The organism is Bradyrhizobium sp. CCBAU 45394 (genome assembly GCF_028128655.1).
In the GTDB taxonomy this organism is placed as follows: domain Bacteria; phylum Pseudomonadota; class Alphaproteobacteria; order Rhizobiales; family Xanthobacteraceae; genus Bradyrhizobium; species Bradyrhizobium diazoefficiens.
In genome coordinates, this window is the sequence record NZ_LBIX01000176.1 from 58,029 (window position 1) to 83,270 (window position 25,242).

Annotated in this window: 34 protein-coding genes; 22 read left to right on the top strand and 12 right to left on the bottom strand. The window is 64.8% G+C overall.

Going from position 1 to position 25,242, the window contains the following annotated elements:
- Positions 1 to 364 precede the first annotated feature (364 nt).
- Positions 365 to 1,366 (bottom strand): hypothetical protein, encoded by a 1,002-nt coding sequence (locus WN73_RS37665; RefSeq protein ID WP_271557244.1) that lies wholly within the window; start codon positions 1,364 to 1,366, stop codon positions 365 to 367.
- A gap of 274 nt (positions 1,367 to 1,640) precedes the next feature.
- On the opposite strand from WN73_RS37665, the gene WN73_RS37670 reads away from it, so the two are divergent.
- Entirely contained in the window at positions 1,641 to 2,294 is a 654-nt protein-coding gene (locus WN73_RS37670; protein ID WP_011086992.1) for a L,D-transpeptidase, read from the top strand.
- A gap of 40 nt (positions 2,295 to 2,334) precedes the next feature.
- Here WN73_RS37670 and WN73_RS37675 read toward each other — a convergent pair whose 3' ends face one another.
- Together WN73_RS37675 and WN73_RS37680 are read right to left on the bottom strand one after the other, a co-directional pair.
- Positions 2,335 to 2,769, bottom strand: a complete 435-nt coding sequence (locus WN73_RS37675; protein ID WP_271557245.1) for a COG4315 family predicted lipoprotein — start codon at positions 2,767 to 2,769, stop codon at positions 2,335 to 2,337.
- A gap of 119 nt (positions 2,770 to 2,888) precedes the next feature.
- Complete coding sequence (locus tag WN73_RS37680) at positions 2,889 to 3,353, bottom strand: MarR family winged helix-turn-helix transcriptional regulator (RefSeq protein WP_011086994.1); 465 nt, start codon at positions 3,351 to 3,353, stop codon at positions 2,889 to 2,891.
- A gap of 103 nt (positions 3,354 to 3,456) precedes the next feature.
- Here WN73_RS37680 and WN73_RS37685 point away from each other — a divergent pair, with 103 nt between their 5' ends.
- From WN73_RS37685 to WN73_RS37705, 5 genes are all read left to right on the top strand, one after another.
- Positions 3,457 to 5,379 (top strand): FAD-binding monooxygenase, encoded by a 1,923-nt coding sequence (locus tag WN73_RS37685; RefSeq protein ID WP_271557246.1) that lies wholly within the window; start codon positions 3,457 to 3,459, stop codon positions 5,377 to 5,379.
- Positions 5,380 to 5,524: 145 nt separating this feature from the next.
- Positions 5,525 to 6,514, top strand: coding sequence for an SH3 domain-containing protein (locus tag WN73_RS37690; protein WP_271557247.1), 990 nt, complete (start codon positions 5,525 to 5,527; stop codon positions 6,512 to 6,514).
- Between the two features lie 162 nt (positions 6,515 to 6,676).
- A complete protein-coding gene (locus WN73_RS37695) occupies positions 6,677 to 6,955 on the top strand; it encodes a hypothetical protein (protein ID WP_028171192.1) in 279 nt (92 codons plus the stop codon).
- A 229-nt stretch (positions 6,956 to 7,184) separates the two neighbouring features.
- Entirely contained in the window at positions 7,185 to 7,352 is a 168-nt protein-coding gene (locus tag WN73_RS37700; protein WP_178372734.1) for a hypothetical protein, read from the top strand.
- Positions 7,353 to 7,424: 72 nt separating this feature from the next.
- Positions 7,425 to 7,745 carry a hypothetical protein gene (locus WN73_RS37705; protein ID WP_011086999.1) on the top strand — a complete coding sequence of 107 codons (321 nt, stop codon included), beginning with the start codon at positions 7,425 to 7,427 and terminating at the stop codon, positions 7,743 to 7,745.
- A 21-nt stretch (positions 7,746 to 7,766) separates the two neighbouring features.
- On the opposite strand, the gene WN73_RS37710 is transcribed toward WN73_RS37705, so the two are convergent.
- From WN73_RS37710 to WN73_RS37720, 3 genes are all read right to left on the bottom strand, one after another.
- The gene (locus WN73_RS37710) at positions 7,767 to 8,336 is read right to left on the bottom strand and encodes a TetR/AcrR family transcriptional regulator (RefSeq protein WP_271557248.1); all 570 of its coding nucleotides are present in this window, start codon (positions 8,334 to 8,336) and stop codon (positions 7,767 to 7,769) included.
- Positions 8,336 to 8,680, bottom strand: a complete 345-nt coding sequence (locus tag WN73_RS37715) for a DMT family transporter (protein WP_271557249.1) — start codon at positions 8,678 to 8,680, stop codon at positions 8,336 to 8,338. Before WN73_RS37715 ends, WN73_RS37710 begins: the two co-directional genes overlap by 1 nt.
- Before the next feature lie 214 nt (positions 8,681 to 8,894).
- Complete coding sequence (locus WN73_RS37720; RefSeq protein ID WP_271557250.1) at positions 8,895 to 9,560, bottom strand: O-methyltransferase; 666 nt, start codon at positions 9,558 to 9,560, stop codon at positions 8,895 to 8,897.
- Between the two features lie 97 nt (positions 9,561 to 9,657).
- On the opposite strand from WN73_RS37720, the gene WN73_RS37725 reads away from it, so the two are divergent.
- The 3 genes from WN73_RS37725 to pdxY all read left to right on the top strand — a co-directional run bounded on the left by WN73_RS37725 (position 9,658) and on the right by pdxY (position 11,984).
- Positions 9,658 to 10,302 (top strand): TetR family transcriptional regulator, encoded by a 645-nt coding sequence (locus WN73_RS37725; RefSeq protein ID WP_161535098.1) that lies wholly within the window; start codon positions 9,658 to 9,660, stop codon positions 10,300 to 10,302.
- A gap of 92 nt (positions 10,303 to 10,394) precedes the next feature.
- Entirely contained in the window at positions 10,395 to 11,036 is a 642-nt protein-coding gene (locus WN73_RS37730) for an FMN-binding negative transcriptional regulator (RefSeq protein ID WP_271557251.1), read from the top strand.
- Between the two features lie 135 nt (positions 11,037 to 11,171).
- On the top strand, positions 11,172 to 11,984 hold the full coding sequence (gene pdxY, locus WN73_RS37735; protein ID WP_271557252.1) for a pyridoxal kinase: 813 nt from the start codon (positions 11,172 to 11,174) through the stop codon (positions 11,982 to 11,984).
- 4 nt (positions 11,985 to 11,988) lie between these two features.
- Here pdxY and WN73_RS37740 read toward each other — a convergent pair whose 3' ends face one another.
- A complete protein-coding gene (locus tag WN73_RS37740) occupies positions 11,989 to 13,275 on the bottom strand; it encodes a hypothetical protein (protein WP_271557253.1) in 1,287 nt (428 codons plus the stop codon).
- Positions 13,276 to 13,604: 329 nt separating this feature from the next.
- Here WN73_RS37740 and WN73_RS37745 point away from each other — a divergent pair, with 329 nt between their 5' ends.
- The 6 genes from WN73_RS37745 to WN73_RS37770 all read left to right on the top strand — a co-directional run bounded on the left by WN73_RS37745 (position 13,605) and on the right by WN73_RS37770 (position 16,692).
- Complete coding sequence (locus WN73_RS37745; RefSeq protein WP_202633019.1) at positions 13,605 to 13,769, top strand: Flp family type IVb pilin; 165 nt, start codon at positions 13,605 to 13,607, stop codon at positions 13,767 to 13,769.
- Between the two features lie 163 nt (positions 13,770 to 13,932).
- Positions 13,933 to 14,136, top strand: a complete 204-nt coding sequence (locus tag WN73_RS37750) for a hypothetical protein (RefSeq protein ID WP_028171201.1) — start codon at positions 13,933 to 13,935, stop codon at positions 14,134 to 14,136.
- 171 nt (positions 14,137 to 14,307) lie between these two features.
- Positions 14,308 to 14,556 carry a hypothetical protein gene (locus WN73_RS37755; RefSeq protein WP_271557254.1) on the top strand — a complete coding sequence of 83 codons (249 nt, stop codon included), beginning with the start codon at positions 14,308 to 14,310 and terminating at the stop codon, positions 14,554 to 14,556.
- A gap of 299 nt (positions 14,557 to 14,855) precedes the next feature.
- Positions 14,856 to 15,002, top strand: coding sequence for a hypothetical protein (locus WN73_RS37760; protein ID WP_171901264.1), 147 nt, complete (start codon positions 14,856 to 14,858; stop codon positions 15,000 to 15,002).
- A gap of 241 nt (positions 15,003 to 15,243) precedes the next feature.
- Complete coding sequence (locus tag WN73_RS37765; protein ID WP_271557257.1) at positions 15,244 to 16,164, top strand: DMT family transporter; 921 nt, start codon at positions 15,244 to 15,246, stop codon at positions 16,162 to 16,164.
- A gap of 126 nt (positions 16,165 to 16,290) precedes the next feature.
- Positions 16,291 to 16,692: a VOC family protein gene (locus WN73_RS37770; RefSeq protein WP_271557258.1), complete on the top strand. Its 402-nt coding sequence runs from the start codon at positions 16,291 to 16,293 to the stop codon at positions 16,690 to 16,692.
- Positions 16,693 to 16,694: 2 nt separating this feature from the next.
- Here the strand turns inward: WN73_RS37770 and WN73_RS37775 are convergent, their stop codons facing one another.
- Positions 16,695 to 17,045 carry a zinc ribbon domain-containing protein YjdM gene (locus tag WN73_RS37775; RefSeq protein ID WP_028171207.1) on the bottom strand — a complete coding sequence of 117 codons (351 nt, stop codon included), beginning with the start codon at positions 17,043 to 17,045 and terminating at the stop codon, positions 16,695 to 16,697.
- Between the two features lie 110 nt (positions 17,046 to 17,155).
- Complete coding sequence (locus WN73_RS37780; RefSeq protein ID WP_018644642.1) at positions 17,156 to 17,329, bottom strand: hypothetical protein; 174 nt, start codon at positions 17,327 to 17,329, stop codon at positions 17,156 to 17,158.
- Between the two features lie 189 nt (positions 17,330 to 17,518).
- On the opposite strand from WN73_RS37780, the gene WN73_RS37785 reads away from it, so the two are divergent.
- From WN73_RS37785 to WN73_RS37795, 3 genes are all read left to right on the top strand, one after another.
- Positions 17,519 to 17,971 carry a pyridoxamine 5'-phosphate oxidase family protein gene (locus tag WN73_RS37785; RefSeq protein ID WP_011087013.1) on the top strand — a complete coding sequence of 151 codons (453 nt, stop codon included), beginning with the start codon at positions 17,519 to 17,521 and terminating at the stop codon, positions 17,969 to 17,971.
- Between the two features lie 100 nt (positions 17,972 to 18,071).
- Complete coding sequence (locus tag WN73_RS37790; protein WP_246740263.1) at positions 18,072 to 18,431, top strand: cytochrome c; 360 nt, start codon at positions 18,072 to 18,074, stop codon at positions 18,429 to 18,431.
- A 377-nt stretch (positions 18,432 to 18,808) separates the two neighbouring features.
- On the top strand, positions 18,809 to 19,321 hold the full coding sequence (locus WN73_RS37795; protein WP_271557261.1) for a hypothetical protein: 513 nt from the start codon (positions 18,809 to 18,811) through the stop codon (positions 19,319 to 19,321).
- Positions 19,322 to 19,394: 73 nt separating this feature from the next.
- Here the strand turns inward: WN73_RS37795 and WN73_RS37800 are convergent, their stop codons facing one another.
- Positions 19,395 to 20,375, bottom strand: coding sequence for a hypothetical protein (locus WN73_RS37800; RefSeq protein ID WP_271557263.1), 981 nt, complete (start codon positions 20,373 to 20,375; stop codon positions 19,395 to 19,397).
- 188 nt (positions 20,376 to 20,563) lie between these two features.
- Here WN73_RS37800 and WN73_RS37805 point away from each other — a divergent pair, with 188 nt between their 5' ends.
- From WN73_RS37805 to WN73_RS37820, 4 genes are all read left to right on the top strand, one after another.
- Positions 20,564 to 20,851, top strand: coding sequence for a hypothetical protein (locus WN73_RS37805; protein WP_011087017.1), 288 nt, complete (start codon positions 20,564 to 20,566; stop codon positions 20,849 to 20,851).
- On the top strand, positions 20,830 to 21,171 hold the full coding sequence (locus tag WN73_RS37810; protein WP_246740261.1) for a cytosolic protein: 342 nt from the start codon (positions 20,830 to 20,832) through the stop codon (positions 21,169 to 21,171). Before WN73_RS37805 ends, WN73_RS37810 begins: the two co-directional genes overlap by 22 nt.
- Before the next feature lie 166 nt (positions 21,172 to 21,337).
- Positions 21,338 to 21,631, top strand: a complete 294-nt coding sequence (locus tag WN73_RS37815) for a hypothetical protein (protein ID WP_060911814.1) — start codon at positions 21,338 to 21,340, stop codon at positions 21,629 to 21,631.
- Between the two features lie 381 nt (positions 21,632 to 22,012).
- Positions 22,013 to 22,294 (top strand): hypothetical protein, encoded by a 282-nt coding sequence (locus WN73_RS37820; protein WP_028171213.1) that lies wholly within the window; start codon positions 22,013 to 22,015, stop codon positions 22,292 to 22,294.
- A 112-nt stretch (positions 22,295 to 22,406) separates the two neighbouring features.
- Here WN73_RS37820 and WN73_RS37825 read toward each other — a convergent pair whose 3' ends face one another.
- Together WN73_RS37825 and WN73_RS37830 are read right to left on the bottom strand one after the other, a co-directional pair.
- Positions 22,407 to 23,204 (bottom strand): transglycosylase SLT domain-containing protein, encoded by a 798-nt coding sequence (locus WN73_RS37825; protein ID WP_271557269.1) that lies wholly within the window; start codon positions 23,202 to 23,204, stop codon positions 22,407 to 22,409.
- Positions 23,205 to 23,857: 653 nt separating this feature from the next.
- Complete coding sequence (locus WN73_RS37830; protein ID WP_271557271.1) at positions 23,858 to 24,373, bottom strand: ParB N-terminal domain-containing protein; 516 nt, start codon at positions 24,371 to 24,373, stop codon at positions 23,858 to 23,860.
- Positions 24,374 to 25,242 lie beyond the last annotated feature (869 nt).

The following is a 25,242-nucleotide window of genomic DNA, read 5'->3' on the forward strand; positions in this document are numbered from 1 at the left end:
GCGTTAAGATTTTATTAAATATGTCAGCGTGATCATGAGGCATGGAATTGCAACAGAACCGGGCTCCGGGAACCGGCAGTTGCAAGAGAAGGCCGTCGGCATAGATCCCGACGGCCTTTTCTCTCTTGGCCTATTCGTTTGTCGTAAGACGATCGAAGCATCGATCTCCGTAGTCGCCCGGACTCAACGCATCGCATCGAGTCGGACAGCTTGCAGCGACGTTGCGTGACCGATGCTGTGCGATCGCCCGGCGTTGGTCTAGAGCCTTTCCCGTTCCGATGGAATCGGAACGGGAAAGGCTCTAGATTCTTGTTTTGACGCGTTTTCTTTACGCGAACGGGTATCCACTTCGCTCGCAAACGCTCTAGCGCAGCGGCATTGGCGGACGCACGACGGGTCCATCGTCATCGGCAACGGCTTGTGTCGTGGCGGCCGGCGCGACCGGCGGTGGGACCGCGGCAGCCTGTGACGGCGGCGGCGGAGACGCGACCGGTGCGGGCGAATACGCCGGCATGTAGGTCTGCGTCACGGCCGGCTTCGGCTTGCGAACCGGTGGAGCCGGAGGCCGCGGCGGTAGCGCGGAAACGCGCGCGCGTGGATCGACCGGCATCGTCGCAGCCATCGGCTTCGGTGCGGACGGCTTCGCCATCTCGCGCGCCATCTGCTCCTGTCCGGCCTTCAACTCGGCGATGTTGGCCTTGAGTTGCTCGATCTGCTGGGCCATCGCGGCAAGATCCCGCGTCATCGATTGCACCGACTGAGCTGTTTCGGACGGCGCTGCTGCGGGCACGGCCGCAGACGCCGACTGAGTCGCTGCCGGCGTCGGGGATTGGTCGGCTGTTTGATCGGTTGCAGCTTCCGCCGCGGGCGGGGCGGACTGCGCAGCGGCGACCGGCGCCGTCTGTGACGTCGAAGGCATCAGCGACGCCAATACGGGTTTCCAGTCGGCGAGCATTTGCCTCGCCACGTCGCCGTGCCTCTCCCAGGCGATGGTGGCAGCCGCGCTGCCGCCCGCGAACAGAAACGTGAGGAAGGCGCCGCGCAGCCATTTGCCGGCGGAGGATCGCTTCTGCCGGCCGTGACCATCGCCGGCGGTTACGCGCACCGCGGTGTCGACCGAGGGCGCCGCCGGCTGCGGCTCCACAACAGGGCTGAACTTCGGCTCCGGATTGATTCTGGGCCCGGGCGCGAATTTCGGCTCCGGACGCGGCGTGATGTCAGGCGCCAGCGCGGGGGCAGCGCCGACGGGGCGCGAGGCCAGCACGATATCCGGCGAGATCTGAACCGCGTCGTGCGGATCGTTGTCCTTGACCGTGTCCTTCACGATCTCATCGACGATTTGCTTGCTGTTCAGCATCGCGAGCATCGCAGCTCCTTTGAAGCCTTCGTCGTCCGCATTGGCGCGAGCCGATCTGTTGAGGTGAGCCCCATCCCAAGTCTGATGACGCACGAGTCCAGCCGGGTTTGACCAAAGCAAGGCGAGGGGATGGAGATGATGCGACGGTCTTCTGCCGTTTGTGGTGATGGAACTCCGCCGGAAAAACACGCGGACGTGTTCCGCATTGCCTTGTTTTCAGCACGATTTGGGCAATATCTGACGCTGCTGGGGGTGCTGCTATCCGCTATCGGGGGGGCCGGCGGTGCCAAGATCTGTTCTCGCTCTTTTCGTTGTTGCCATGCTGCCGCTCGGCGGCTGCATGCAGACGACGCTTTCGCCATCCACGGATGCGAGCATGACGCCGCGCGACCGGCAGTTGCTCGCGCATACGCCATACGCTCAGGCGAACGTGCCCGAGCAATATCTCCGTCATATCGTCGATTACCAGCGCAAGGAGCAGCCGGGCACGATCCTGGTCGATACCGATGCGCGCTACCTCTATTTCGTGCTGCCCGAGGGCAAGGCGATCCGCTACGGCGTCGCGGTCGGCGAGGAGGCCATGGCCTTCTCGGGCGTCGCGCGCGTCGGCCGCCTGGCGGAATGGCCCGATTGGGTTCCGACAGCGGACATTCAGGCACGGCTTGGGCCGTATCCGGCGCGCGTCGCCGGCGGTCCCGCCAATCCGCTGGGCGCACGCGGCATCTATCTCTTTGTCGGCAACAAGGACACGCTCTACCGCATCCACGGCACCAACCAGCCCGAATATATCGGGCAGGCGATCTCGTCAGGCTGTATCCGGATGCGCAACGAGGACGTGATCGATCTCTACGACCGGGTGAAGCTCAATTCGATGGTCGTGGTGCTGCCGCCCGGGCAGAACGCGCAGGTCGAGACGGGCACGCGCTGGCGCGGGTGACCAGCGCGTCGCGGCGCTGATCGGAGCTGCCGCTCGGGCCCTACTCCCCGGGCCGTGCGATGCGCCATTGCAGCGTCGTGGCGTTGCCGTTGGCATCGCCCGGCGCCTTGTCGGCGGGTGACGTGTAGAGGGGGCGATAGCGGTATGCCCACATCCTGCTGCCGTCGTTGCGGCTGATCACGGTGAAGTCGCCGACGGCCTTGGCGTCGGCCGTTGCGGCAAGCGGAACCCAGCTTTCGGCGCACTTGCCGTTGCAGTTCGACGTCCTGCCGGTGGTGTCGCGCTCGTAATAGTAGAGCGTCATGCCCTTGGGATCGACGAGCTTGGGACCCTGCTTGGTGATGACCACCTTCGCCGGCGCGGTCGTCGCCTCGGGCTTGGGCGGAGGAGGGGTATCGCCGCCGCCATGGCCGTTTGCGAGCGCATGGCCGGTCGAGAGCGCAATGGCCGCGGCCGCAATGAGGAACCTGAACATCCGAAACTCCCGAACGGCAAAGTTAATCGCGCGTTAAGCGCCGAATGGGGCTGACGGTAGCAGCCGAAGGTTAGTTCCTGGTTTCGCGGCGCTGCGACAATTACGGGCATGAATGCGGCTTAGGCCTGCACATCGCGGAGCGGGGCGCGGCTGAGCTCGTTGCCGGCAGCGATCGCCTTGCGCATCAGACGCATCAGCTCCTCGCCTTCCCTGGCGCTGAGGCCGCGCAGCATGATGCGCTGTGCGGACTCGACCGCCGGCGTGATCTTGCGCAGCGTGCGCCGGCCTTCGTCGGTGACCTCGAGCTCGCGGGCGCGGCGGTCGCGGCTCGAGGCGCGGCGCTCCGCCAGCCCCTTCTGCACGAGGCGATCGATCACGCCGGTGATGGTGGTGCGGTCATAGGCGATCAACCCTGCGAGCGTCACCTGGTCGAGCCCCGGATTGGCCTTGATGGTCGCGAGCGCGGCGTATTGCACCGGCGTGAGGTCGAAGCCGGCATCCCCGACCTCGGCCAGGAAGACCGCGACCGCGATCTGCTGGAAGCGGCGCGCCAGATGACCGGGCATGTCGTTGTTGTCTTTCACCGAATTCTCCTGAGGTCACAGGGAGGGCGGGATCCGTTGACAAGTATACTGATAGTCAGCATACTGAGCAATATCGAAGAAGACGTTGACGGGAGAGGTGCTCATGCAATTCCATCTCAATGGATTTCAGCCGGGCGACCCTGAAATCGCCGATCCCGCTGAACGCGTTCAGGCCCCCGGTGCAGCGGGCGGCGTGCCCGACGAGGTCGACGTCCTCATCGTCGGCTGTGGGCCCGCAGGCCTGACGCTCGCGGCCCAGCTTGCCCAATTTCCTGACATCAAGACCTGCATCGTCGAGCAGAAGCCGGGCCGGCTGTCGGTCGGCCAGGCCGACGGCATCGCCTGCCGCACCATGGAGATGTTCCACGCTTTTGGCTTTAGCGAGCGCGTGCTGAAGGAAGCCTATTGGGTCAACGAGACGACGTTCTGGAAGCCGGACGAACGGCGGCCCGAGACCATCGTCCGCAGCGGCCGGGTGCAGGACGTGGAGGACGGGCTGTCGGAATTCCCGCACGTTATCCTCAACCAGGCGCGCATCCATGACGGCTTTCTCGACGTCATGCGCAAATCGCCGGCCAAGCTCGAGCCCTATTACAGCCGCCGCTTGCTCGACCTCCAGGTCGATCCGGCCGCGGGGCCTGCCGACCATGCCGTGACCGTGCGCCTCGAACGCGTCGACGCCGAAAACGAGGGCAAGGTCGAGACGATCAGGGCGCGCTATGTCGTCGGCTGCGACGGCGCGCGCAGCACCGTGCGCAAGTCGATCGGCCGCGAACTGCACGGCGATTCCGCCAACCACGCCTGGGGCGTGATGGACGTGCTGGCGGTGACCGATTTTCCGGACATCCGCTTCAAGGCCCTGATCCAGTCGGCGAAGGACGGCAGCCTGCTGATCATTCCGCGCGAAGGCGGCTACATGGTGCGCATCTATGTCGAGCTCGCCAAGCTCGACGTCGGCGAGCGCGTCGCCAGCCGCAACATCACCGCCGATGACGTGATCGCCAAGGCGCAGCGGATCCTGAAACCGCATACGCTTGACGTGAGGGAGATCGCCTGGTGGTCGGTCTACGAGATCGGCCAGCGCCTGACCGACAAGTTCGACGACGTGCCGGAAGCCGAGACCGCGACCCGCCTGCCGCGCATCTTCATCGCCGGCGATGCCTGCCATACCCACAGCCCGAAGGCGGGGCAGGGTATGAACGTCTCGATGCAGGATGCCTTCAATCTCGGCTGGAAGCTCGCCGCCGTGCTCCGCAAACAGAGTGCGCCAAGCCTGCTGCATTCCTATTCGGCGGAGCGCCAGGCCGTCGCGAAAGAGCTGATCGACTTCGACCGCGAATGGTCGGGGATTCTGGCCTCTGCGGCCAAGGCCGGTGGCGCCGATGCCGCCATGACGCAGGACTATTTTGTCCGGCACGGCCGCTATACGGCCGGCACCGCGACGCATTACACGCCCTCGGTCCTCACGGGGGCTTTGTCCCATCAGCATCTTGCGGAAGGCCTCGTGATCGGCAAGCGCTTCCATTCCGCGCCGGTGATCCGGCTGGCGGACGCAAAGCCCGTTCATCTCGGCCACGCGGCGCAGGCCGACGGACGCTTCCGCATCTATGCATTTTCCGGCGCGGAGAATCCGGCGGCGGCCGGCTCCGCCATTCGTGCATTGTGCAATTTTCTCACCGAGGCAGGGGAATCGCCGGTGAGACGATATACCCCGGGAGGCGCCGACATCGACGCCGTGATCGATCTGCGCGCGGTGTTTCAGCAAGATCATCGCGAGCTTGCGATCGAGGCGATGCCACCGCTGCTGCTGCCGCGCAAAGGCCGCTACGGTTTGCTCGACTACGAAAAGATGTTCTGTCCGGATCTCAAGAGCGGTCACGACGTGTTTGCGATGCGCGGCATCGATCGGAGCGCCGGCTGCATGGTCGTGGTGCGGCCGGATCAATACGTCGCGAACGTGCTGCCGCTCGACGATCTTGCCGGGCTCGCGTCGTACTTTGACGGGCTCATGCTGCCGGTGAACTGACGTTCGCCGCGTTGCGCTCCTCGTGCCGATGAACGGCGGATGAATATTGAACTCCGCGCGCATTCAATCTTTCGGCTGATGCGGCAGCTCTAGGAGGAACGCTCGTTCCTCCTGCGCGTTCCGACTCGCAGAGGAGGAATACGCCATGAGACTCAGAAGCATCTTGGTTGCAGCGTTGCTGCTCGCCCCGACGGCCGCGCTGGCCGCGCCGGGCATCGTCACCGTCTCGACCGGCTTGCGCGCCGGGCCGGGCTCGGGATTCCCCGTGGTCGATCGCATCCCCGAGGGCGCCCGCGTCAACATCCACGGCTGCCTGCGCGGCAATGCCTGGTGCGACGTGAGCTTCTCCGACGATCGCGGCTGGGTGTCGTCGCAATATCTCGAATATCTCTACCGCAATCACTATGTCTATCTCCCCGACTATGTCGACGAGATCGACGTGCCCGTCGTGCCCTTCGTGCTGAGCTCGTACTGGTCGAGCTATTATCAGGGGCGACCCTGGTATCGCCGCCATGCCTACTGGAATAATTACTGGAGCTCGCACGAGCGCTTCGCGACGCGGATGACGATTGATCCGAGTGCGGCCCGTATCGGCCGTGCGGCGACGCGCGATGCGGCGATCGCACTGGGGCGCAATGGCGCGAATGCGAAGGGCGCCGCCGCGATCTCCGGACGCGATGCCGTGACGGCACGGCATGACGCAGCTATCGCCAAGCGCGACGCTGCGGTTGCGGCCGACCGGACTCGCGTCGGGCGAAGCGATCGCCTGGTGAATGCGCGGACGACGGTGCAGCAGAACCGCAACCCGCGCGATGCGCAGGCGCGCATGATGCACGAGCATGCGGCGAGCCGTGCCGCAACGCGCGCGCAGCCGATAACGCATGCGCAGCCGATGGCGCGTGCTCATGAAGCTCCGCGCGTGTCCGCCGCGCCTGCGGCCCGGCCCGCGATGCCGCATGTAGCGCAGCCGAACGTCAGCCATGGCGCGCCGATGAATGCCCATGCGCAGATGCCGGCGCCGCGCGCGGCAGCACCTGCGATGCCGCATCCGGGCGGCGGTGCTCAGCACATCAATGCCGCCCCGCGTGGTGGCGCGCCGGCCGGTGGTCCCGGTGGCGGTCACGAGAAGCACTAACGTCATTGCGAAAGCCCGGCCCTCGCGCCGGGCTTTCTGTTAGTCGGGTTCCCTGCGCGTACAATTTAAGAAAGTTCTTCGCGGGCAGATTTCATCGATCGTAATATGTCTACCCAAAGCTGTAAGCATCCACTCGGGGCAGCGGGGCACGGGAGGATGACGATGAGACAGAGCCAGGCGGAGACGCGCCGCCAAAATGTCGCGAAGCGGTCCATGACGAAAGAGGTCAAGCAGTTGACCGGCTTGATCGCAACACTGCGCGAGTCGCTCGAAAGCATCCACAAGCAGCGGGCGAACGCCAAACTCTCCGGCGCCGAGATGGGTCTTCTCGACGAACGGCGCAACAATCTGCTGCTTACGATCGCGGCCCTGGACGATCGCCTGTCGGCGGTGCAGGGACTGATCGATCTCGGCCGTCCGCACATCATCCGCGTCCATTAGCGGAGTTCGGAGGTGGCGCGATCGGTTCCGTTGCCGATGTGACGGGCCGGCCCCCAGTTGCCGAACGCGGCACGCGTTCGATCCGGTCACCCGGCTGCGGGTGCGCCGGTGCAATGCTGCCTGCGGACGGCACCAAATTGCCATGCTCCCGGCGAATTGCCGCCAAAGCCCGCTGCCACGAGGGAGCGGGTGCAGGGGCAACGCAAGGGGACACGCATTGGCCTACAAAATGATCGCAGAACGCGACAACGAGAAGTACAGTTTCGCCCGCGAGAGCCGCCTGCTCATCGTGGCGAAGGCAAGGGTGTGGGCGAGCGAGGGGTGGCGGGTCGTCATTACCGATCAGGACGGCAAGGCCTACGCGCCGCCCGAATTCGATCAATTGCTGGCGGCGTGACCGCAAGACTGGGCTAGGGGACGACATTTGACTTCGCACTTTCGGCCAGGGCGCGACCTGATCGCGCCCCTGATGATTCTCGCAGCCGCCGCCGCACTGACGGCGACGGTCGCTTCCGCTCAAAATCTCGATGCCGGCAAGTCGGCCGAAAAGCTGTTTGCCGATGGTTGCGCGACCTGCCACCGGAGCCCGCGCGGTCTTGCCAAGGGGCGCTTCAGCCTGACGCTGTCATGGTTCCTGAAGGACCACTACGCAACCAGCTCTGACTCCGCCAAGGCGCTCGCCGCGTATCTGGAGTCCGTCGATGCGCCGCCACCGCGAGCCGCGGCCAAGCCCGGCGCAAAATCCTCCCGATCCGCGCCGCGTCCGCCCAAGCCAGTGACAAGCCAGTAGCCAGCGCCGACAAAAAGGTCGCTATCCGCGCCGATAGGTCTGCGCGATCAGCCGGCCGTGCACGGCGCGCAGCTCGGCGTTCATGCGCGTCTGTCCGGTCGTGACATAGGACAGCCAGGCGCCGTCGGCGGCGAGGCGCACGACATGGAGCTCCGGCGTGCCGTCGGTCGCGCGATGCCGCTTCAGGCGTGCCTTCATCCAGTCGTTCCAGAGCCGGCGCAGTGACGGATCGGTGACGACCACCATGCTCAGCGCCGCCCAGGGCGTGGTGAAGCCGAACGCCTTGCCGATGAACACCGCATTGACATAGGCGCGCGTAAAGCTGCCGCGCGGCTTGGGATCGGTTTCGATTGCGGCGTCGATCTCGGCATCGACGCGGGCGAGCAGATCGGCGAACAGGCCCTCGATTAGCGCCTGCTTGCTGCCGAAGTGATGAAACAGGCCGCCCTTGGTGACGCCGGCCGCCGCCGCCACGGCCTGCACCGTGATGCCGGAGACGCCATGGTCCGTGGCAATGGCCGCAGCGTGGTCGAGCAGGGCGCGCCGCACCTGCTCGGGCTGCTTGGCGCGGCTATAGGCGCTGGCCGGCATCAGTGCACCGTCGTCTCCGAGAACAGGTTGATGATGACGACGCCGGATACGATCAACCCGATGCCGACGAACGCCGCGGCGTCGAGCATCTGGCGGAACAGCACGAAGGAGACGGTGGCGGTCAGGATGATGCCGACCCCGCCCCAGATCGCATAGGCGATGCTCAGGGGGATCACCCGGATCGCGACCGACAGCGCGTAGAACGAGGCGACGTAGAACAGGACCATGGCGAGCGTCGGCCACGGCCGCGTGAACTGTGCGGATTGCTGCAGGAAGGCGGACGCGATGACCTCGGAGATGATGGCGAGGGCAAGCGCGGTGTAGGCATTGAAGGCGGAGGTCATGGCGGGCTCGGGCGTAGCGCAGGAAAGATACCGCGCGGTAGGTATGTTTAGCACGTGGAACATCGCTCTTGCCGGTAGCTGCTATCACATGTGAGTGACGAGGGTGCGACACGGACGCGGACGTGATGTTCCGCGGTCTGTCGCCGATGACGCGAAGCCGCCGCGCGATGAATCGCGCAGCGGCTCAATGGCATCGCGGCGGCTCGACGTGGCGTCAGTTGATCCGCACGGAGAGTTCGACATCCTCGGCAAAGGCCGTGGAGATGTAGCCGCTGCCGGGCATGCGCACGCGCGCGAGATAGTCGGGGCTGTCGTCGGCATTGTCGGCGACGATGATCGCGCCCGGCTTGAGATGGCCCTCGACCAGATCCAGGATCTCAGGGTAGAGCGCCTTGGCGCCGTCGAGCAGCACGAGATCGATCGTGTCAGGGAGATCGGCCTTGAGCGTCTTCAGCGCATCCCCTTCGCGGATTTCGACGAGATCGAGCAGCCCGCCGGCCGAGAGGTTGTCGCGTGCCCGCGCTGCCTTGGACGGCTCGAACTCGCTGGTGATGAGACGGCCGCCGCCATTGTCGCGCAGGCCCGCGGCGAGGTGCAGGGTCGAGATGCCGAAGGAGGTGCCGAACTCGACGATCGTTCTGGCGCGGGAGCTGCGCGCCAGCATGTAGAGCAGGGCGCCGGTCTCGCGGGATACCGCGAGCGGGACGTCCTTCAGGCGTCCGTAGAGGTCGGCGTAATCGGTCTTGCTTCGCATCATCCGCGCCCGGTCGGCGTCGGACAAATCGGCGACGGCTGCGAGCGTTGCGCCCCGTGTTGCCTCGGCCTCGAGGAACAGGCGGTCCAGCAGCGGCACAAGCGATGTGATGGTTGGGGTGGTCATTCGTTGCCTCCAGGGTTCGCGAAGAAGCGCGTGCTTGCGCGAAGACTGAAATACGACTAATTCGTCGCATTTCCTATTCGCATTCCCCAGGCGCGCCATGGCCGATCGTCGAAGCCGTTCAATTTCCTCGCGAAAGCAGCCGCAACAGGCCCGCTCCACGGGGCTTGTGGCGGCCATTCTGGATGCGGCTGTTCAGGTCCTGGCGAAGGAGGGCGCGCAGCGTTTCACGACGGCGCGGGTGGCCGAGCGGGCCGGGGTGAGCGTCGGATCGCTCTATCAATATTTTCCGAACAAGGCGGCGATCCTGTTCCGCCTCCAGAGCGACGAGTGGCAACGCACGAGCGAGCTCTTGCGCGGCATCCTCGCCGACCGGACGAAGCCGCCATCGGCGCGGCTGCGCGCGCTGGTCCACGCTTTCATTCGCTCCGAGTGCGAGGAGGCTGCGATCCGCACGGCGCTCAGCGACGCCGCGCCGCTCTATCGCGATGCGCCCGAGGCACACGATGCGCGGGCCGCCGGCAAGGGCATCGTCGCGGCCTTCATGCGGGAGGCGCTGCCCAAGACATCGGATGCGACGCGCGCTCTCGCCGGCGAACTGATCACGACGACGCTGAGCGAGGTCGGCAAGCGCTTCTCGGAGACGCCGCGCAGCGCGGCGGAGATCGCGCGCCATGCCGAGGGGCTCGCCGACATGTTCTGCGCCTATCTCGGCGAGCTGGCACGGCGCCGAGATCATTCCTGACATCCGCGTTTGCACCCCAATATCGTTTCGGATTTCGCCGGATGACGAGGTAGCCTCGCAACATCTTTCGTCCAGCCATCGAGCGCCGCGCCATGCATGTCCTCCGTCCCCAATTCCGCATCGAGGAGCAGCGCGCGCTGGAATTCGCTGGGCAGCGCGGCTTCGGCGTGATCGTTGCGGCGGATGAGCGCGGCCCGCGCGCCTCGCACGTGCCGTTCGTGCTGGATCAGCGCGACGGGCAAGTCATCGTGCAGATGCATCTCACCGCAAAGAATCCGCTCGTGCCGCTCGCGGACGGTACCAGGCGTTTCCTGCTGATCGTTGCCGGCGACGATGCCTACATCTCCAACGACTGGTATTCCTCGCGCGACAACGTCTCGACCTGGCTCTACGAGGCGGTGCACCTGTCAGGCGTGGCGCGTCTGCGCGGGCTCGACGAGAACCGCGGGCACGGCGATGCGCTGCTCGCGGTCGCCGAGGCGCGGTTGCCGAAGCAGCCCTGGGACCTCGCGCAGATGGAGCCGGACAAGCGCGAGAGCATGTTGGCTGCGATCCGCGTCATCGATCTCGTGGTGGACCAAATCGAGGGGCAGGCCAAGCTTAACCAGCACAAGAGCGATGCGGACCATGTCGCGGTCTCCGACCACCTGGCGAGGTCGGAGGAGACCGGGCACCGGCGGCTGGCGCGGAAGATGCAGGAGCTGCGGCCGGAGCTTGGGTATGAGAGGCCCTAGACTTGTCGCCCGGATGGAGTGCAGCGAAATCCGGGGGGCTAACCGCGCGGCGCCAGTCCCGGGTTACGCTGCGCTCCATCCGGGCTGCGCTTGCTACCCTTGCCTCGCTCGGCATTTAACCTTACGGACCGCCCCATGCTCGTCATCTCCATTCAAAGCCAGGTGGTCCACGGCCATGTCGGCAACAGCGCGGCCGCCTATGCCATGCAGGCGGAGGGCGTGAACGTCGCGGCGGTGCCGACGACGTTGCTGTCGAACCATCCACGCTATCCGAGCCTGCGCGGGCGGGTGCTGGAGACCGAGCTCGTCGCCGATCTCCTGAAAGGCGTGGAGGAGCGCGATCTCGTCGACGAGGCCGCGGTGCTCGTCACCGGCTATCTCGGTTCGCCCGGCAATGCCGCCGTTGTCGCCGATTTCGTCGAGCGCGCCTTGAACCGCAATTCCAAGCTCGTCTATCTCTGCGATCCCGTGATCGGGGATGACGGCCGCGTCTATGTCGCCGACGGCATTCTGGACGTGGTGCGGCACCGCCTGCTGCCGGCGGCGAACCTGACCACGCCGAACCAGTTCGAGCTCGAGCTGCTCTCGGGCATCACGATCGCGGACGCGCTGGACTTGCGCGCGGCGTGCGTGGCGCTGGCGGGGACCGGCCGCATCGACGTCGTCGCCACCGGTTGCACACTCGCGGATACGCCGGACGGGCAGGTGGAGACGATCCTCTGCGCCGACGGGCAATTGTCGCGCTTTGCGACGCCGCGCCTGTCGATCCGCCCCTATGGCACCGGCGATCTCCTCTCCGGCCTGATCGCGGCGCATCTCGCCAAGGGAAAGGCGATGGAGGCGGCGGTGCGGCTCGCGGTCGAGACCATCTTTGCCGTGCTGGTGCGTACGCAGGAAGCGGGATCAGCCGAGATGCGTCTCGTGCCGCTGCCGACGCGGAAGCCGTAACGGTTCAGGTCGCCCGCTTGCCGGCCGATTGCGCCGACTTCTGCGGCTTCGCCTTCTCACGCGCGGCCTGTGCCTTTGGCGGCTTGGCGCTGGCCATAGCCCGCATCTTCTTCGGCCTGGCGTTGGCGGCTTCCCTGCGGTCCGCCGAGCCGCGCTTCGATACATATTCCGCGCCGTCGACCGGGCCGACATGTGGCGGATCGCGGCCGAGATAGGGCCTGCCGATGCCGAGCGCCTTGCCGTTGGCATCGACCCATTTCCACAGCACCTCGGTCGAGACCCAGCGCTGCGCGCGGTTGTTGCCGGCGGTCGAGACGATGTCGGCGGCCATGCCGTGGCCGTAGCCGCCGCGCGTGCTGCCGCCATGATAGGAGCGGTCTGAGGCGGCCTTCAGGCCGCTCGCGATCGACTGGCGATAGTCGTCGCGAAACGCGCTGGTGATCCCCGGCGAGAGGCCGGCGGCTTCCGCCGCGAGCAGCGTGCGGAACAGCTTGCGCTTAAAACTCTTGTCCATGCCGCCGATGACGTAATCCATCATCGTCATGCCGGCGTGCTCGGCCGCCTTCGGATCCTTCCAGCCGAAGTCCTCGTCGACCAGCTTCGTGAAGCTGCGCATCACCGTGACCATCTTGCCCCTGCGCTTGACGGTGACGGCGCGGCGCTCCTCGACCTTGATCGAATCCTCCTTGGGAGTGCGCTGGTAGAGCGCCCAGAGATAGCGGTCGATGCAGGCATCCATCACGAAGCATTCGTCGAGCACGGCGACGGTGTCGGCGGACGGCGAGGCCTTGCTCTCGGTTGCGGCCGGCCCGGTCGCGATCGCCGCGGGCGACAGCGCGTCGGTCGCCACGATCTCGGTGGGATCGGCGGATGCGAGCTTGACGGGCTCCTGCACCGGTACGGCCTCGCTGACGACGGGCGCCGGCTCGGGCAAGATCTGCGGCGCGGGCGGCGTGCTCGGCAAGATCAGCGCGGGATCGGCCGAAGCGAGCTTGATGGCGGGGGCGGGCACTTCGAGCACTGCTGCTTCAGCGCTTGCCGGCTCGGGGGCTTGAGCCACCGCTGCGGCGATGTCGGCGGTCAGCGCGATGCCATCTTCGATGGTCGCAGCGCGCGGGACGTCGGCGAGGTCGAGGCGGCCGAGATCCTTTGCGCGTGAGACGGTGGCTGCATTGGCGCCGCTGTTCTCGATGAGGGCAGGGGCATAGGCGGACAGAGAGAGCGCCAGCCAGCCGGCCATGACGGCCGAGGGGCATGCGACTGCCACCAGAAGAGACCGCCGATCGTCCATGATCCCTGCCTCCAAACGGTTCTGTTCGAACGCGTCTCGTCGAACAGTCTTGCACAGAAAGGCACGCAGCGCGTCGATTGTTCGGAGGACGGTGTGGCGGCGCAATGGCGCAAATGGCTTGGAACGGGCTTTTCGAGCAGGTGTTGCGAAGATGCAACGCGGGTTCCCTTGCGGTTCCGGGGCTTTGGAGCAGGAAAAAGGCCTGCAAATGCTGCTTTCATTGTCGTCAAATTGAGCCGGCTGAATTCACTCAATCTTGGATTGCGGTCTGGCATTCCTCTCGCACCGGTAACGTCCGGTATTCGCTGGGAAGGACACGAGCTTTGAAATTGAAATGCCTGTTGGCCGACTTTGCCGCCGATGAATCCGGCGCCACCGCGATCGAATACGGCCTGATCGCAGCGGGGATCGCGCTTGCGATCATCGAGATCATCTACGCGCTCGGCACCAATCTCGTTGCGAAGCTGCAAGCGCTGGCGACCGCGTTGAAATAAGTTATCCGTCATGCTGACGCGCGAGGCGTGCGGCGTCCGGCCCGCGCTTCGTGACGATCATGATGCGCCCCCTCTGACAGGGCCGGGTAGGCTCGTCTGTGCGCATCGTCTGGACGCGGTGTTTTCGCTGCAACCTTGCGGCAGCTTGCGCGTTGGTGCGGCCATGACGCATTCCTCGCTTCGTCCCATGGACGCCTTCGACCCCACCGAGCCCGCCATCCTGCACGATCTTCTCTCCGACAGGATCATCACCTGGACCGCCGAACAGGCGGATGATTATCGGCGGGCCAGCCGGCCGCGCGACGATGGAACCGTGGCCTGGAAGGCCTATGTCTTCGACGGCTGGGGCAATGTGCTCGGTGGCTGAGCAGCGCCTATAAAGGCGCCATGTCGCGGCCGGCGGGGATTCGGCCAAGGCCTTGTGCGCATTAAACATATCGCCATGCGCCAAGCGCGTTGTTGCAATGCGGCGGTGTATGTCGCAATGCAGCAAATCAGGTTTAGATGTGCTCCGAAACTTCCTCCTGGAGCATCATCAATGAACAAGAAGACTCTGTCGATCGCAATCGCTGCCCTGACTCTTGCGGGCTCGACTGCCACCTTCGCCGCCGAGCTGCCGGCCTATGAGGCCAACGGTTTCCCGGTCTCCCCGTTGCAGGTTCGCGTGCTCGGTGCCGCGCATGTCGAGCAGCAGGCCTCGGCGCCCGCCACCAGCGTGACGGCGCTTCAGGCCAGCGTTCTGTCGCCGCGCAAGGTGAAGACCGCGACCGTGGGCAGCGCCCGCTAAGCTTCATGCGACAGGCACGGTGCGTGCGCATCGTGCCGCTGTCGCGTGCATGAATTCGCAACCGTCGGGTTTCAGAATTTTCCGCGTCACGTTGGAACCGCGCTCCTGCATGAGCGCGGTTTTTCTTTGCGTGCGCGGATCGAGAAGCCGGCGCCGCAAAAGAATCGCGCGATGGTTCATTGTGTACGGCGGTTCAAGACGAGTGTGATCTCCTTAATACTTGTTTCGGAGATCGCGGCGCCTGATGCGCGCGCCGCATATTGAGCGGCCAATTCTGGAATCATACTGGAGGCCGTTTCATGCCGGTTGCGCAAAAAGCCGTTGTTGCCAGCACCTCGCCGCGTGAGTTTATCATCAGGCATCTCGCGCTGTTCGCGGCCGCCGCGCTGTTCGTGTTCGTGCTGAGCCTGACCTACGGCCTCGATCTCAGCCCCGGGTTTTTCTGATAGTCGCGATTTGGCGACACCCCGGTGCCTGGAAGACGTGTTCATCGCGTGACGCCGAGCGTATCGCCACCGTGGCCGCATCCGCGAGGTGCGCGAATACATGGACACGCGCAAGGGATGGCGGATGGTGTTCGGTGAGGCGGCATGATGAGCTGCTGCGGGAATCTTCGCGTCTCCGCCGCGTGCCAGACCTGCAACCGCGTGGGTTGAGCGGATGAGCGCGCTGACATAAGGCTTGCCGATGGATCAGCGGACGAGCGGCGCTGACGCTCTCATTCAGAAGAACGACGCGGCGCCGGCGCTTCTCGGCGTCGTCTGCGGCCTGTCGGCGGCGCTGTTCTGGGCGCTCGGCTTTGCCGGCACGCGGCACGGGCTGAAGGTCGGCTTCACGCCGGTCGATCTGCTGGTGCATCGCTACGTCTGGTCGGGCATCGTGTTCCTGCCGCTGGTAGCCCGCGCCGGGATCTCCGATCTCTGCGGTATCGGCTGGGGCAGGGGCCTTGCGCTGATGGTGCTTGGCGGCCCCGTGATGTCGCTGATCTCCTACACCGGCTTCCTGTTCGTGCCGCTCGGCCATGGCAGCGTGATCCAGCCGTCCTCCGCGACGCTCGGCGGCCTGCTGCTCGCCGCCATGTTCCTCAAAGAGAAGATCTCCGCCTCGCGCCTTGCCGGTGCCATCGTCATCGTCGGCGGCCTCGGCGTGATCGGCGCCGAATCGATCGGCCATATCGGCGCCGACGGCGTGCAGGGCGATCTGATCTTCGTGCTGACCGGATTGATGTTCGCGGGCTTTGGCGCGCTGCTGCGCCACTGGCGCGTCTCCGCCGTCTCGGCGGCACTCGTCATCAACGTGCTGTCGCTGCTCCTGCTGCCGGCCTATCCCCTGACCGGCGGGCCCGCCCGCGTCGCTGCGATCGGCGTGACGGAGAATGCGATCCAGGCGCTGGCGCAGGGCGTGCTCGCGGGGCCGGCTGCGCTCTATCTTTTCGCCGTCTCGGTCCAGCGGCTCGGCGTCGCCCGCGCGGCGGTGTTCCCGGCCTGCGTGCCGGCGCTGACGCTGCTCACCGGCTGGCTCCTGCTCGGCGAGCCGCCGACGATGTTGCAGACTGCGGGCCTCGTGACGGTGCTGTGCGGGTTTTATCTGGCGCAACGGCAGCGGTGAACGCATCTGCGTAAGCCGAATGGAGCGCAAGCGAAATCCGGGGCTGGACGTGCGGCACTATCCCTGATTGCGCGACGCTCCATCCCGGCTACGCTCCCGGGCAAGCCGTAACTTGACGAGCCCGCCATGACCTTGCTGCTCAACATCGACGTCCCCGACGTCGCCGCCGCCACGAATTTCTATACCGAAGCGTTCGGGCTGACGGTCGGCCGCCGCTTCGGCGCCGACTTCGTCGAGCTGTTGGGCTGGCCGGCGCCGGTGTACCTGCTGACCAAGCAGGCCGGCACGTTGGGCGCCGGCGAGGACCGCCGCCGCTACGAGCGGCACTGGACGCCGCTGCATGTCGACGTCGTCGTTGACGATGTCGATGCCGCCGTCGCGCGCGCGGTGCGCGCCGGTGCCGTGCTCGAAGCGCCCGCGCGCGATGCGCCGTATGGACGGATCGCGATGCTGGCCGATCCGTTCGGGCACGGGTTTTGTCTGCTGGCGTTCAGCGCGAAGGGATATGACGCGCTGCTGGGCGCGTAGCGCTAGGCCTTCTTCACGAACTCCGACTTCAAATTCATCGCGCCGATGCCGTCGATCTTGCAGGCGATGTTGTGGCCGTCGGTGGCATCCTGGAGGCGGATGTTGCGGACCTTGGTGCCGCCCTTGACGACGGAGGAGGAGCCCTTGACCTTGAGGTCCTTCATCACGATGACGCTGTCGCCATCGGTCAGCACGTTGCCATGGGCATCGCGCACGCCCGCCTCCTGCGGCGCATCCGCCGCAGCGCCGGCCGTAGCGCTCCATTCATGGGCGCATTCCGGGCAGACCCAGAGATCGCGGTCCTGATAGGCGTGCTCCGACTGGCAGTTCGGGCATTTCATGGCGTCGGGCATGGCAGGTCTCGTCGCGGGTGGCGTTGCGCGGCGCACCGTAGGGGCGGAACCGGAGAATGCAAGGGAAAGCTGGGGCGTGCGCGGGCAGGCGGCTGCCTACCGGTGCGATGTCACCGAAACAGCGCGACGAAGATGACGTAGAGCCAGCCCAGGATGCCGTGGATGATTGCCCACAAGATCGAATGGTTGTTGGTGTAAGAGATCGCGATGGCGAGCGCCGAGCCGAAGCCGACGCCGTATTTCGCGCCCTCGACGCGGACGCCGTAATAGCGGTTGCCGTTCATGGTGATATCTCCCCGATCGTGGAATGGGCGCAAGCGTATGCGATGTCCGTCATCTTCGCGATGGGCATCGCGTCACCCATCCTGTGAGACCATGATTCCGTCAATGCCGGCCGCCGTGACTTGAGGTGCATCAACCCCATTGCGCGAGCCGCTCACTATCCTTCTCGAGGAAGATCTGCGGAGGGCGCGATGGACGATCTGATCAGACGAAAAATCCAGACCTTGCTGGACCAGCACCGCACCATGCGGATCGCGACGCTGCGGCCGGACGGCTGGCCGCAGGTGACCACCGTCGGCTACGCGAACGAAGGCTTCACCATCTATTTCCTGTGCGGCATCGACAGCCAGAAGGCGCAAAACCTGTCGCGGGACGATCGGGTCTCGCTTGCGATCGATGACGACCCGGCGCAGGTGATGGAGATCACCGGCGTGTCCATGGCGGCGCGGGCCCGAATCCTGACCGATCCGGCCGAAGCCGAGAAGGCGATCGGCCTGCTGATGGCACGCTATCCGGAACAGAAGGCCACCGGCCTCGCCGTGCCGAAACCGTCCGAGGTTCGCCTGATCGCGCTGACGCCGACGGTGATCTCGCTGCTCGACTATTCCAAGGGATTTGGCCACACCGACCTTGTGGCGTGCTGAGGGAGTTGCCCTGCCGGGATCCGCTCTCTTGATGCAGGTCAACCTGGTCTGCTCGCACCGACCTACGCTTCGAGTTACGCAGCAATGGCGAGGTGAAACCATGTCGCGCAGCGTTCGAATCTATATCGGTCTCGGCCTCCTGATCCTGTTGTCGTTGCTGTTTCTGTTCAGCGTCGTCCACACGGCCGCGGGGGCATCGAGGCCTTCCTCACGCACGGCAGAGGAAGGACATCGCCTGGCGCAGGCGTGGTGCCAGACGTGCCACGCCGTGGAGCCGCACATGGCCGGATTCTTCGACCTGGCTCCGAGCTTCCAGGCCATCGCCGACCGGAAAGGAACGACCGCGCTGTCGCTCAAGGTGTTCTGGCGGACCAGCCACCAGAACATGCCCAATCTGGTGATCTCGCCGGAGCAGGCCGAGGCGCTGTCGAGCTACATTCTGAGCCTGAGAGGCGATTGAGCGCGCTCCCGGCAAAAATGTTGAAAACAACCCCATGCACAGTAGAAATTGCCAGCGATTTCAATGGTTCTGAAATGCCGAAGTGAATTTGACCCGTCGGGCAAGACAGGGGTATGATGGCACGGTGGGCAGGTGCGGCGGCTGAGGGCTCGCAGCCCGCCGCGAACCACCACGCGTCCACGAGCCCGCCGCGCGAACCGCAACTAGGACAGGTTGAGCGCCGATGACATCGATTATCGCTGCGTGCCGCGCCCGCAATTGGGAAAAAATGGCAGAGCTGAGGCTGTCAACGGCAGATCGGGTTAGGAGGCCGCTTACCCACGGAATACACTGATCGCCGTTTGGGGTTCGGGGTCATGTATTGGGAGGGACTGATCATGGCAAGTGTTGAACAATTGCGCAGACGGGACGGGGTGAACCTGGTCCAACTCGAGGCGGACATTGCATCGGTCCGCGCGGGAAGCTCGATCGCTTCAATTGCTCTTCCTGATTACGTCGAGCACACCGAGGGGGTCACGCGGGTCGGCGCGCTCAGTGCAGAGGCGGTGGTTCGCGACTACGAGTCCGCTGCAAAGGAGATCGAGGCCATGGGCGCCGAGCTGATCGACGCCGCGCAAAAATGCGAGGCGCTGACAGCCCAGGTCCACGATGCCATTGCCTTCATGCGCGAGACGGCGGCGGGGTATCGTGAAGAGGGGCGGAAGATCTTCAGGCGCATCGAGGAATGCGCGCTGTTCACGGAAGACGTCCGCAGGACCTGCGAAGAGGTCAAGCGCAGGATGAAGGACGTCTCGGTCGGCGAGGCCCCCGATCCGGATGAGGAGCTCGCAATGCCAGAGCGCGAGCTGACCGGGATCGCGTCCAAGGTGTCGGTGTGCGAGGTCCGGTGAGGCGGGCGTAGAGCGTCGTTCGCAGGATGGGTCGAGCGCCTGCGCTCGCCCGTCCTGCGAGCTCGCTAACGGCCTACCAATCCGGATCGCCGTAAGGGTCGGCCATATAGGGCGGCGGCATCCAGGGGCCGCGCGGCGGCGGCCTGGGCCGCCGAGGTGCGGCCGCCTGCACGTGCGGCCGTGCAGGCGCGGCCGTATCGTTGTTCACCACGCTCCGCACGACGGGTTTCGCGGCTGCAGGCGTGGACGAAGCCATCAGTTGCGTTTGTAGCGCCTGGACCTGCGCGGCGAGGCGCGCATTGTCCGCCGCATCCTTCTCCTGAGCCGCCTTGAGCCGTTGAATGGTGTCGGCCTGCTCGCGCAGCGTCTGCTCGTTGCGGCTTTTCAGTTGCTCGAGCTTTCCGTTGATGCTCGCAAGCTCGCTCGTGATGGTCTTGAGCGATTGCGCAAGATCGGACGATGACTGGTCAGGCGGTGTGGCGCCAGGACTCGGAACGCCAGGTGTTGGAGCGCCAGGCGTTGGAGCAGCGCTTTGCGTTTCCTTGCCGGGCGGCGGTGCGGGCACCGGACTGGGTTCATCCGCCGCCGCCAGGTGCAGTGCCGTCGGCCGCGCCGGAGTTTCAACCGCGGCCGTTTGCCGGGGCTGACTGGCCGGCGGAGCCCATCGCGCCATGATCGACTTGCTGATCGACCTGGCCTCATCACGATATTGCGAAGCGAAGGCGGCACCGAGAATGCCGATCGCCAGCACGAGGCCAACCAAAGCGCGCAGCATGGTCCGATCTCCTTTCAGGCCTTGATCGCGAACGTTGCGATCCGGCGCCTTGTCCTTAGGGGGCTCGGCTGCTGTCGTACCGGCGCTGGCTTGCGAGGTCCGCAGGGCCTCGCCGCCGTGTTCCATTCCGGAAACCAGCCGGTCCAGCCGCGCAAGGTCTTCATTGGCACTCTTGATCTGGTCGTAGGCCCGCGCCAGTCCGCCATCGGCGCGCACCTCGCCCGGCTTGTGGGCATCGGGCTTCTGGACATCAGGTTTGGGGTCGTTCGCTTCAGGCATCGATGCGCGCTCCATCCGGTCGGGCGTTCATGGGAGTGCGGCAGTCCGATCGTCGGAAGGATAGGCCTCACATTTGTCCAACACAACGCGCGTGCGAAGGAGAAATTATGGCGGGCCACGGTTGCTGAAACAGCCGTGCTCCCCCGGGATTCCCTGCGACGTGCTATGCTGTCGGGGGAGGAAGCGCCATGAGGGTCCCCACCGCGATACTCGCCCTGCTTCTTTCAAGTCCGGCCGCCGCCCAGGAGTGCCAGACATGCGCGATGGCCGACGCCTGCATGAAGGAGTACGTCAAGACGACGTCGGAGGCGCAAAGGGCGACCAGGCAGGGCATCCGGGATTGGAAGCAGAATCTGGACAAAAAGGCCTCTGCAGAACTGTCCAGCAGGGGCATACTCGCATTGCAAGACGCCATGGAGGCACAAGTTCGGACGGAGCTGGAGCGCCTGAAGGAGTGCCTGGCGAAGATCAGGTAGGGCGGGGCGCAAAGGAGGATCCGATGAAATCGCTTCTGCTGCTCACCGCGAGCGGTCCGCTGCTCATTCTCACCTCGCACCAATCCCTGAACGACCAAAAGCTCCTTGGGGTGCTCAGGCAAAAAGGTATTGGCAAGTTCGTCGCGTTCGAGGTTCCCTTGTCGCTCGCCAGGGAGCGCTACGGCGGGCACTTTCACGCGGTCGAAAGCAATCTGCACGAGACCGATGATTTGAGAGTGCTCGACTTCAACGGCCAGCGGGTCTTTCAGCTCTTTCATTTCGAAGAGCTCGGTTCACCGATGCTGATCGAATCCTCGTGATCCGGTTTTGTCTCGCGGCATGATCCGCTTCGAAAGACCCATCGTCCCGTTGCGGCGGCGAAAGCGATGGGTTGAGCAGGGCTGTTGTCACGATGAACAACCGTTCAGGGGAACGGGCGCTGGTTCATTTCGTTGCATTGGGAGGGCATGTTGAGAGGAGGACGACATGAAAGCAAAGATCATTGCGCTCTCTGCTGCCGCTCTCGTGGCGACGGCGCCAGCCGTGTTTGCTCAGGGTGTGTCGAGCAAGGCGCCAGGTCAGGAGATGCAGCAAATGGGGTCCAAGACAGGCGAGCCGGGCGCTTCCAGCTACGCTCCCGGACATAAGAAGCGTCACGCGATGCGCCACGCGAAGGCCTCGAAGACCACCAGCCCCGCCGCGACGAACGCCGCTCCAGGCCAAACGACCGGCGCGAGCACGCGGCCGACCACCGGCACGAGCACAAAGCGAGCGTACTGAAGTCCAGAGGGGACTGAAGTCCAGGCACTGACGGGACCCAACGGCACGTCGAACGTGGGACAGGTTGGGCCCCCCGGCGAAACCCGTCATGCCGAATGATGGGTATCGCTTCCGCCTTCGCTCGCTGAGCTATGGTGGGACAGGTCCGGCTTCGCTCGCCGAGCCGGGCGTCGGCAAGACAAGTCCGGCTTCGCTGGTCGGGCGAGCGGTGGACGCGGCTTGTTTCGCAACCTGTCAGGCGCCGCAGCTTGCGAACCCGCCTGTTCAGGTGTTGTGAGCGGCAGCCGAGGGCCGCCAGGGCCGAGAGCGTCATTCATGCAAGTCGAATTCGCTTGCCTTGCCTTGAGTCCTTTTGCACTCTCGTCGCAAGGAGGCCAACGCATGAAGAAAATGACCGTCGCGTGCGCTCTTGGAACGGCGCTGGTGCTGTGCAATCTCGGGATATCGGGTGCTGAAGCCCGGGCGCGGAAGGCGCAAGTCGTCCGTGCACCGCAAGAGAGGCTCATCGTCACGGCGCCCGTGCTGAGGCCAACGCCGTGGGATTACAATGTCATTCCCCGCTATCGTTATCGCCCTGAAGACGACCGGGTCGATCCCTACGGCCCGCCGATGGTGTCGTCGTATGTTCGCTATGAGGGGTGGCGGTGGCCGTACTGGTGGTGAATAGTTCGCAGTTCGTAGGATGGGTAGAGCGAAGCGAAACCCATCAATAGCCGTCGCGGAATGATGGGTTTCGCAAGGGCTCTACCCATCCTACGGACTAACCGTCTACGGACTAACCGTCGCCATCCGCCGCCAGCCGCAGAAACTGCCGCTTCATTGCGTTGACCCTCGCGACATAGCCCGCGACAAGGTGATCGCCGCAGCGCTCGCCAGCGATCATCTGAAACTTGCGGCGCGCATAGGCCGTGGCGGGACCTGCGCCGCAGAGATGGATGAAGGCAGCCAGATCCTGCTTCTGCTCGCGACTTGCCTTCACATCGCCCGCGAGACTGAGCACCATGGCCACCTGGCGGTCCAGGTACACCGATGCCAGCTCGATGGCGTGGCTCGGGATCGCGCGGATGTAGAAGGACGTAGACCCGCAGCCGGTCTCCGTGACCGCGTTGCCGTGGACACAGAACCGCGCGGCTTCAGCCAGGGCCGGATCGGTCATCTGGAAGAGGCCGACGGCGCTGGAGGCGGGCCGGTAGATCGCGAGTGGATTGAGGCTCAATCGCCAGCGCCAGTAAGTGCGCGCCACCGGATTGCCAGAACTCTCGACCTGCGCCAGCGCGGCCAGCAATTCGGGCGTGATCGTCGCGGTGGAAAAGGCGCGGAAGAGGGGGGCGTATTGCCGCCAGGTCTCGGCCGGCTCCTTGTCGAGGGAATTGCCGACGAGGACGAACAGCTCGGTCGGCTTGCGGATGACGTGATAGGCGATGTTCAGAAGCGCGAGGGCGGCAAGCAGGATCGCCGCGCTGCTTGCGATGCGAACCGCCCGCGGTGCGCGCGCGAACGTCTTGCGCACCCACCGTGCGGCCCGTCGGACGTTGCGAAGGCGAGGGAGGAGGCTCTTGCTCTTTCTTGGCATGGGTCTTGTGGGGAGCGGGTAGGACGGGTTGAGCCTTGCGTCGCGCAAGTCAGGTACATAGCCGAAATCGGTGTGGTTCTCGCTGATGCCGATGAAGGTAAGCGTGACAGCTTCACTGTCCCGTCATGACCTCGGCAGCCAGATCGCGGCCCGCATTGTTCTAAATCAACAAACCCATTCATTGGCGACTTACGCTGACGAACCGTTCCAGTCCAGGAGGGAGTGTGGTCATGTCGCGCCGAACCATCGTTTCGCTTACCGCATCCGTCATCATTGGCACCGCCTGCATCGTGACTGTTTCGACCGACGCCTTCGCGTATCGAAGAGGCGTTGGGGTTGGTCGCGCTGGTGTCTATCACGGCGGTGTCTATCGCGGTGGCGTCTATCGTGGTGCAGCCGTGCGCCGTGGAGTTGCCGTGGGCGTCGGAGCTGCTGCGGTTGGTGCTGCTGCTTACGGGGCTTACGGAGCCTACGGAGGCTATCGCCGCTGCGGCTACGAACCTTACCCCCCTTGCTACTAGCCGGTCTTGGCGCAGCGGTCACCGAGTAACCGGTTGAGCCGGGCTTGGTGGCGGTGACAGTGCATTCAATCTAAGTTGGTGGGCCGGTTAAGTGCACCGTCACCGTAGTCGCAGACATTCTGGAGCCGACAATCAATAGCGGCCGCCGTTGCCCTTTTGCTGCGTGATCCAATCCGACAATGTTTTCGGTGTCGATTTCGGAGTCCGGCCCAGTGATGCCTTCGGATTGCCGCGGACGCCTTTCGCCGGACTGGCGCGCGGTGCTTCCGTTTCGTTGACGCTCTTCAAGGCAGCAGTCGATGTCTCTGCGGCTTCCTTCTCGAGGCGCAGCTTTTTCAATCGCGCCATCTTGATGCGCTCTGCCTCGACTCCGGGTCCTTCGGACAGCAGCGGCTTGTGTTGAGCAAGCTCGGCCGGGACCAGGACACCGATAATGGTTGTCTCACCGAGCGCCTTGCAGGCTTCGAGCCGATGCAGTCCCTCGACCAGAACGAGGCGGTCTCCGTCGAGCCGAACGGAAATGGGGGCCTGTTGTCCGATGTCCAGAATACTTTCCGCGATCTCCCCGACGATCTCGGGCTTGATAGCTTTCTTCTGCTTCGTGGGAACGAAGATCTTCTCGATCGGGAAGCTCTCCGGTTTGGGCATAACTCGACTCCGCTTCTACCGGGCCCGTCGGAACCCATGCCGGTGGGTTGGGAGTTTAGGAGGGAAGAGCTCGACCGCAAAGGCTATTTCGGCGGTAGAGCATTGATGAGCATCGAAGCCGGAACCAATCTGCGATTACGGCGACAATACACTTAATTGACGCCGCCCACCAAGCGCGAGCCGAAGCCGCAGATCGGCGGGACGGAGCGAGTGAATTTAGTGCACTGTCACCGTAATTTGGATCACGTAGGATGGGTAGAGCGTAGCGAAACCCATCGAAAAAAGTCATACCGCAATTGTGAATTGCTCCACAGACGGCGGCCGTCCAGTCTGTTTATCTGCCGCCAACCGGCCCCTCGTGCGCGCGTTTGGCCTTGCGCATCTGGCGCCTTCGTTCTTCGAAATTTCTGGGTGATCGCTATGGGCGTTTTTTATCGCACGGCCATGCTTTGCAGCTGGTTCATCGAGTCCACCATGAGCGGGTGTACCGAGAGATTTCGCGTGCGCTGAACAAGGCGCACAGAGATTTTCCCGAGGCCCCGCCGGTGACGGACGGGGCTTTTTCATGTTCGCAATCTGCCCATTCCGCCCGGCGGAGCCTTCGCGAGAAGGAGGCAGGGTCATGTGGGAGTATTTTGGACCCGATTTCGCTTTCGACGTGGTGAAAGGAATGGTCGCCGGAATAGCCTCAATGGCATTTCAGGTCGTGGCACCACGAACCTTTCGTGCCGCAAAGCAGTTTCGCGCGTGCTGGGTTGCGAGGAAGGCGGCGAGGCGAGCTGCGAGACGGGCACGCCGCAATGCGGTGGCCAATGATGAGCGGTGAGGAGCGAGTGGCCCGGATGGAGGTTGTGGGGCATCCGGGCTAC

Excerpts from the sequence above, each read along its gene's own strand:
- WN73_RS37715 (WP_271557249.1), bottom strand. The coding sequence starts at position 8,680 with ATGACCTCCGCCTTCAATGCCTACACCGCGCTTGCCCTCGCCATCATC.
- WN73_RS37815 (WP_060911814.1), top strand. The coding sequence starts at position 21,338 with ATGAAAGCAAAGATCATTGCGCTCTCTGCTGCCGCTCTCGTGGCGACG.
- WN73_RS37770 (WP_271557258.1), top strand. The coding sequence starts at position 16,291 with ATGACCTTGCTGCTCAACATCGACGTCCCCGACGTCGCCGCCGCCACG.
- WN73_RS37830 (WP_271557271.1), bottom strand. The coding sequence starts at position 24,373 with ATGCCCAAACCGGAGAGCTTCCCGATCGAGAAGATCTTCGTTCCCACG.
- WN73_RS37805 (WP_011087017.1), top strand. The coding sequence starts at position 20,564 with ATGAGGGTCCCCACCGCGATACTCGCCCTGCTTCTTTCAAGTCCGGCC.
- pdxY (WP_271557252.1), top strand. The coding sequence starts at position 11,172 with ATGCTCGTCATCTCCATTCAAAGCCAGGTGGTCCACGGCCATGTCGGC.
- WN73_RS37760 (WP_171901264.1), top strand. The coding sequence starts at position 14,856 with ATGCCGGTTGCGCAAAAAGCCGTTGTTGCCAGCACCTCGCCGCGTGAG.
- WN73_RS37795 (WP_271557261.1), top strand. The coding sequence starts at position 18,809 with ATGGCAAGTGTTGAACAATTGCGCAGACGGGACGGGGTGAACCTGGTC.
- WN73_RS37765 (WP_271557257.1), top strand. The coding sequence starts at position 15,244 with ATGGATCAGCGGACGAGCGGCGCTGACGCTCTCATTCAGAAGAACGAC.
- WN73_RS37820 (WP_028171213.1), top strand. The coding sequence starts at position 22,013 with ATGAAGAAAATGACCGTCGCGTGCGCTCTTGGAACGGCGCTGGTGCTG.
- WN73_RS37785 (WP_011087013.1), top strand. The coding sequence starts at position 17,519 with ATGGACGATCTGATCAGACGAAAAATCCAGACCTTGCTGGACCAGCAC.
- WN73_RS37740 (WP_271557253.1), bottom strand. The coding sequence starts at position 13,275 with ATGGACGATCGGCGGTCTCTTCTGGTGGCAGTCGCATGCCCCTCGGCC.
- WN73_RS37665 (WP_271557244.1), bottom strand. The coding sequence starts at position 1,366 with ATGCTCGCGATGCTGAACAGCAAGCAAATCGTCGATGAGATCGTGAAG.
- WN73_RS37675 (WP_271557245.1), bottom strand. The coding sequence starts at position 2,769 with ATGTTCAGGTTCCTCATTGCGGCCGCGGCCATTGCGCTCTCGACCGGC.
- WN73_RS37690 (WP_271557247.1), top strand. The coding sequence starts at position 5,525 with ATGAGACTCAGAAGCATCTTGGTTGCAGCGTTGCTGCTCGCCCCGACG.
- WN73_RS37775 (WP_028171207.1), bottom strand. The coding sequence starts at position 17,045 with ATGCCCGACGCCATGAAATGCCCGAACTGCCAGTCGGAGCACGCCTAT.
- WN73_RS37755 (WP_271557254.1), top strand. The coding sequence starts at position 14,308 with ATGAACAAGAAGACTCTGTCGATCGCAATCGCTGCCCTGACTCTTGCG.
- WN73_RS37685 (WP_271557246.1), top strand. The coding sequence starts at position 3,457 with ATGCAATTCCATCTCAATGGATTTCAGCCGGGCGACCCTGAAATCGCC.
- WN73_RS37825 (WP_271557269.1), bottom strand. The coding sequence starts at position 23,204 with ATGCCAAGAAAGAGCAAGAGCCTCCTCCCTCGCCTTCGCAACGTCCGA.
- WN73_RS37700 (WP_178372734.1), top strand. The coding sequence starts at position 7,185 with ATGATCGCAGAACGCGACAACGAGAAGTACAGTTTCGCCCGCGAGAGC.
- WN73_RS37710 (WP_271557248.1), bottom strand. The coding sequence starts at position 8,336 with ATGCCGGCCAGCGCCTATAGCCGCGCCAAGCAGCCCGAGCAGGTGCGG.
- WN73_RS37780 (WP_018644642.1), bottom strand. The coding sequence starts at position 17,329 with ATGAACGGCAACCGCTATTACGGCGTCCGCGTCGAGGGCGCGAAATAC.
- WN73_RS37730 (WP_271557251.1), top strand. The coding sequence starts at position 10,395 with ATGCATGTCCTCCGTCCCCAATTCCGCATCGAGGAGCAGCGCGCGCTG.
- WN73_RS37695 (WP_028171192.1), top strand. The coding sequence starts at position 6,677 with ATGAGACAGAGCCAGGCGGAGACGCGCCGCCAAAATGTCGCGAAGCGG.
- WN73_RS37800 (WP_271557263.1), bottom strand. The coding sequence starts at position 20,375 with ATGCCTGAAGCGAACGACCCCAAACCTGATGTCCAGAAGCCCGATGCC.
- WN73_RS37720 (WP_271557250.1), bottom strand. The coding sequence starts at position 9,560 with ATGACCACCCCAACCATCACATCGCTTGTGCCGCTGCTGGACCGCCTG.
- WN73_RS37790 (WP_246740263.1), top strand. The coding sequence starts at position 18,072 with ATGTCGCGCAGCGTTCGAATCTATATCGGTCTCGGCCTCCTGATCCTG.
- WN73_RS37725 (WP_161535098.1), top strand. The coding sequence starts at position 9,658 with ATGGCCGATCGTCGAAGCCGTTCAATTTCCTCGCGAAAGCAGCCGCAA.
- WN73_RS37750 (WP_028171201.1), top strand. The coding sequence starts at position 13,933 with ATGACGCATTCCTCGCTTCGTCCCATGGACGCCTTCGACCCCACCGAG.
- WN73_RS37705 (WP_011086999.1), top strand. The coding sequence starts at position 7,425 with ATGATTCTCGCAGCCGCCGCCGCACTGACGGCGACGGTCGCTTCCGCT.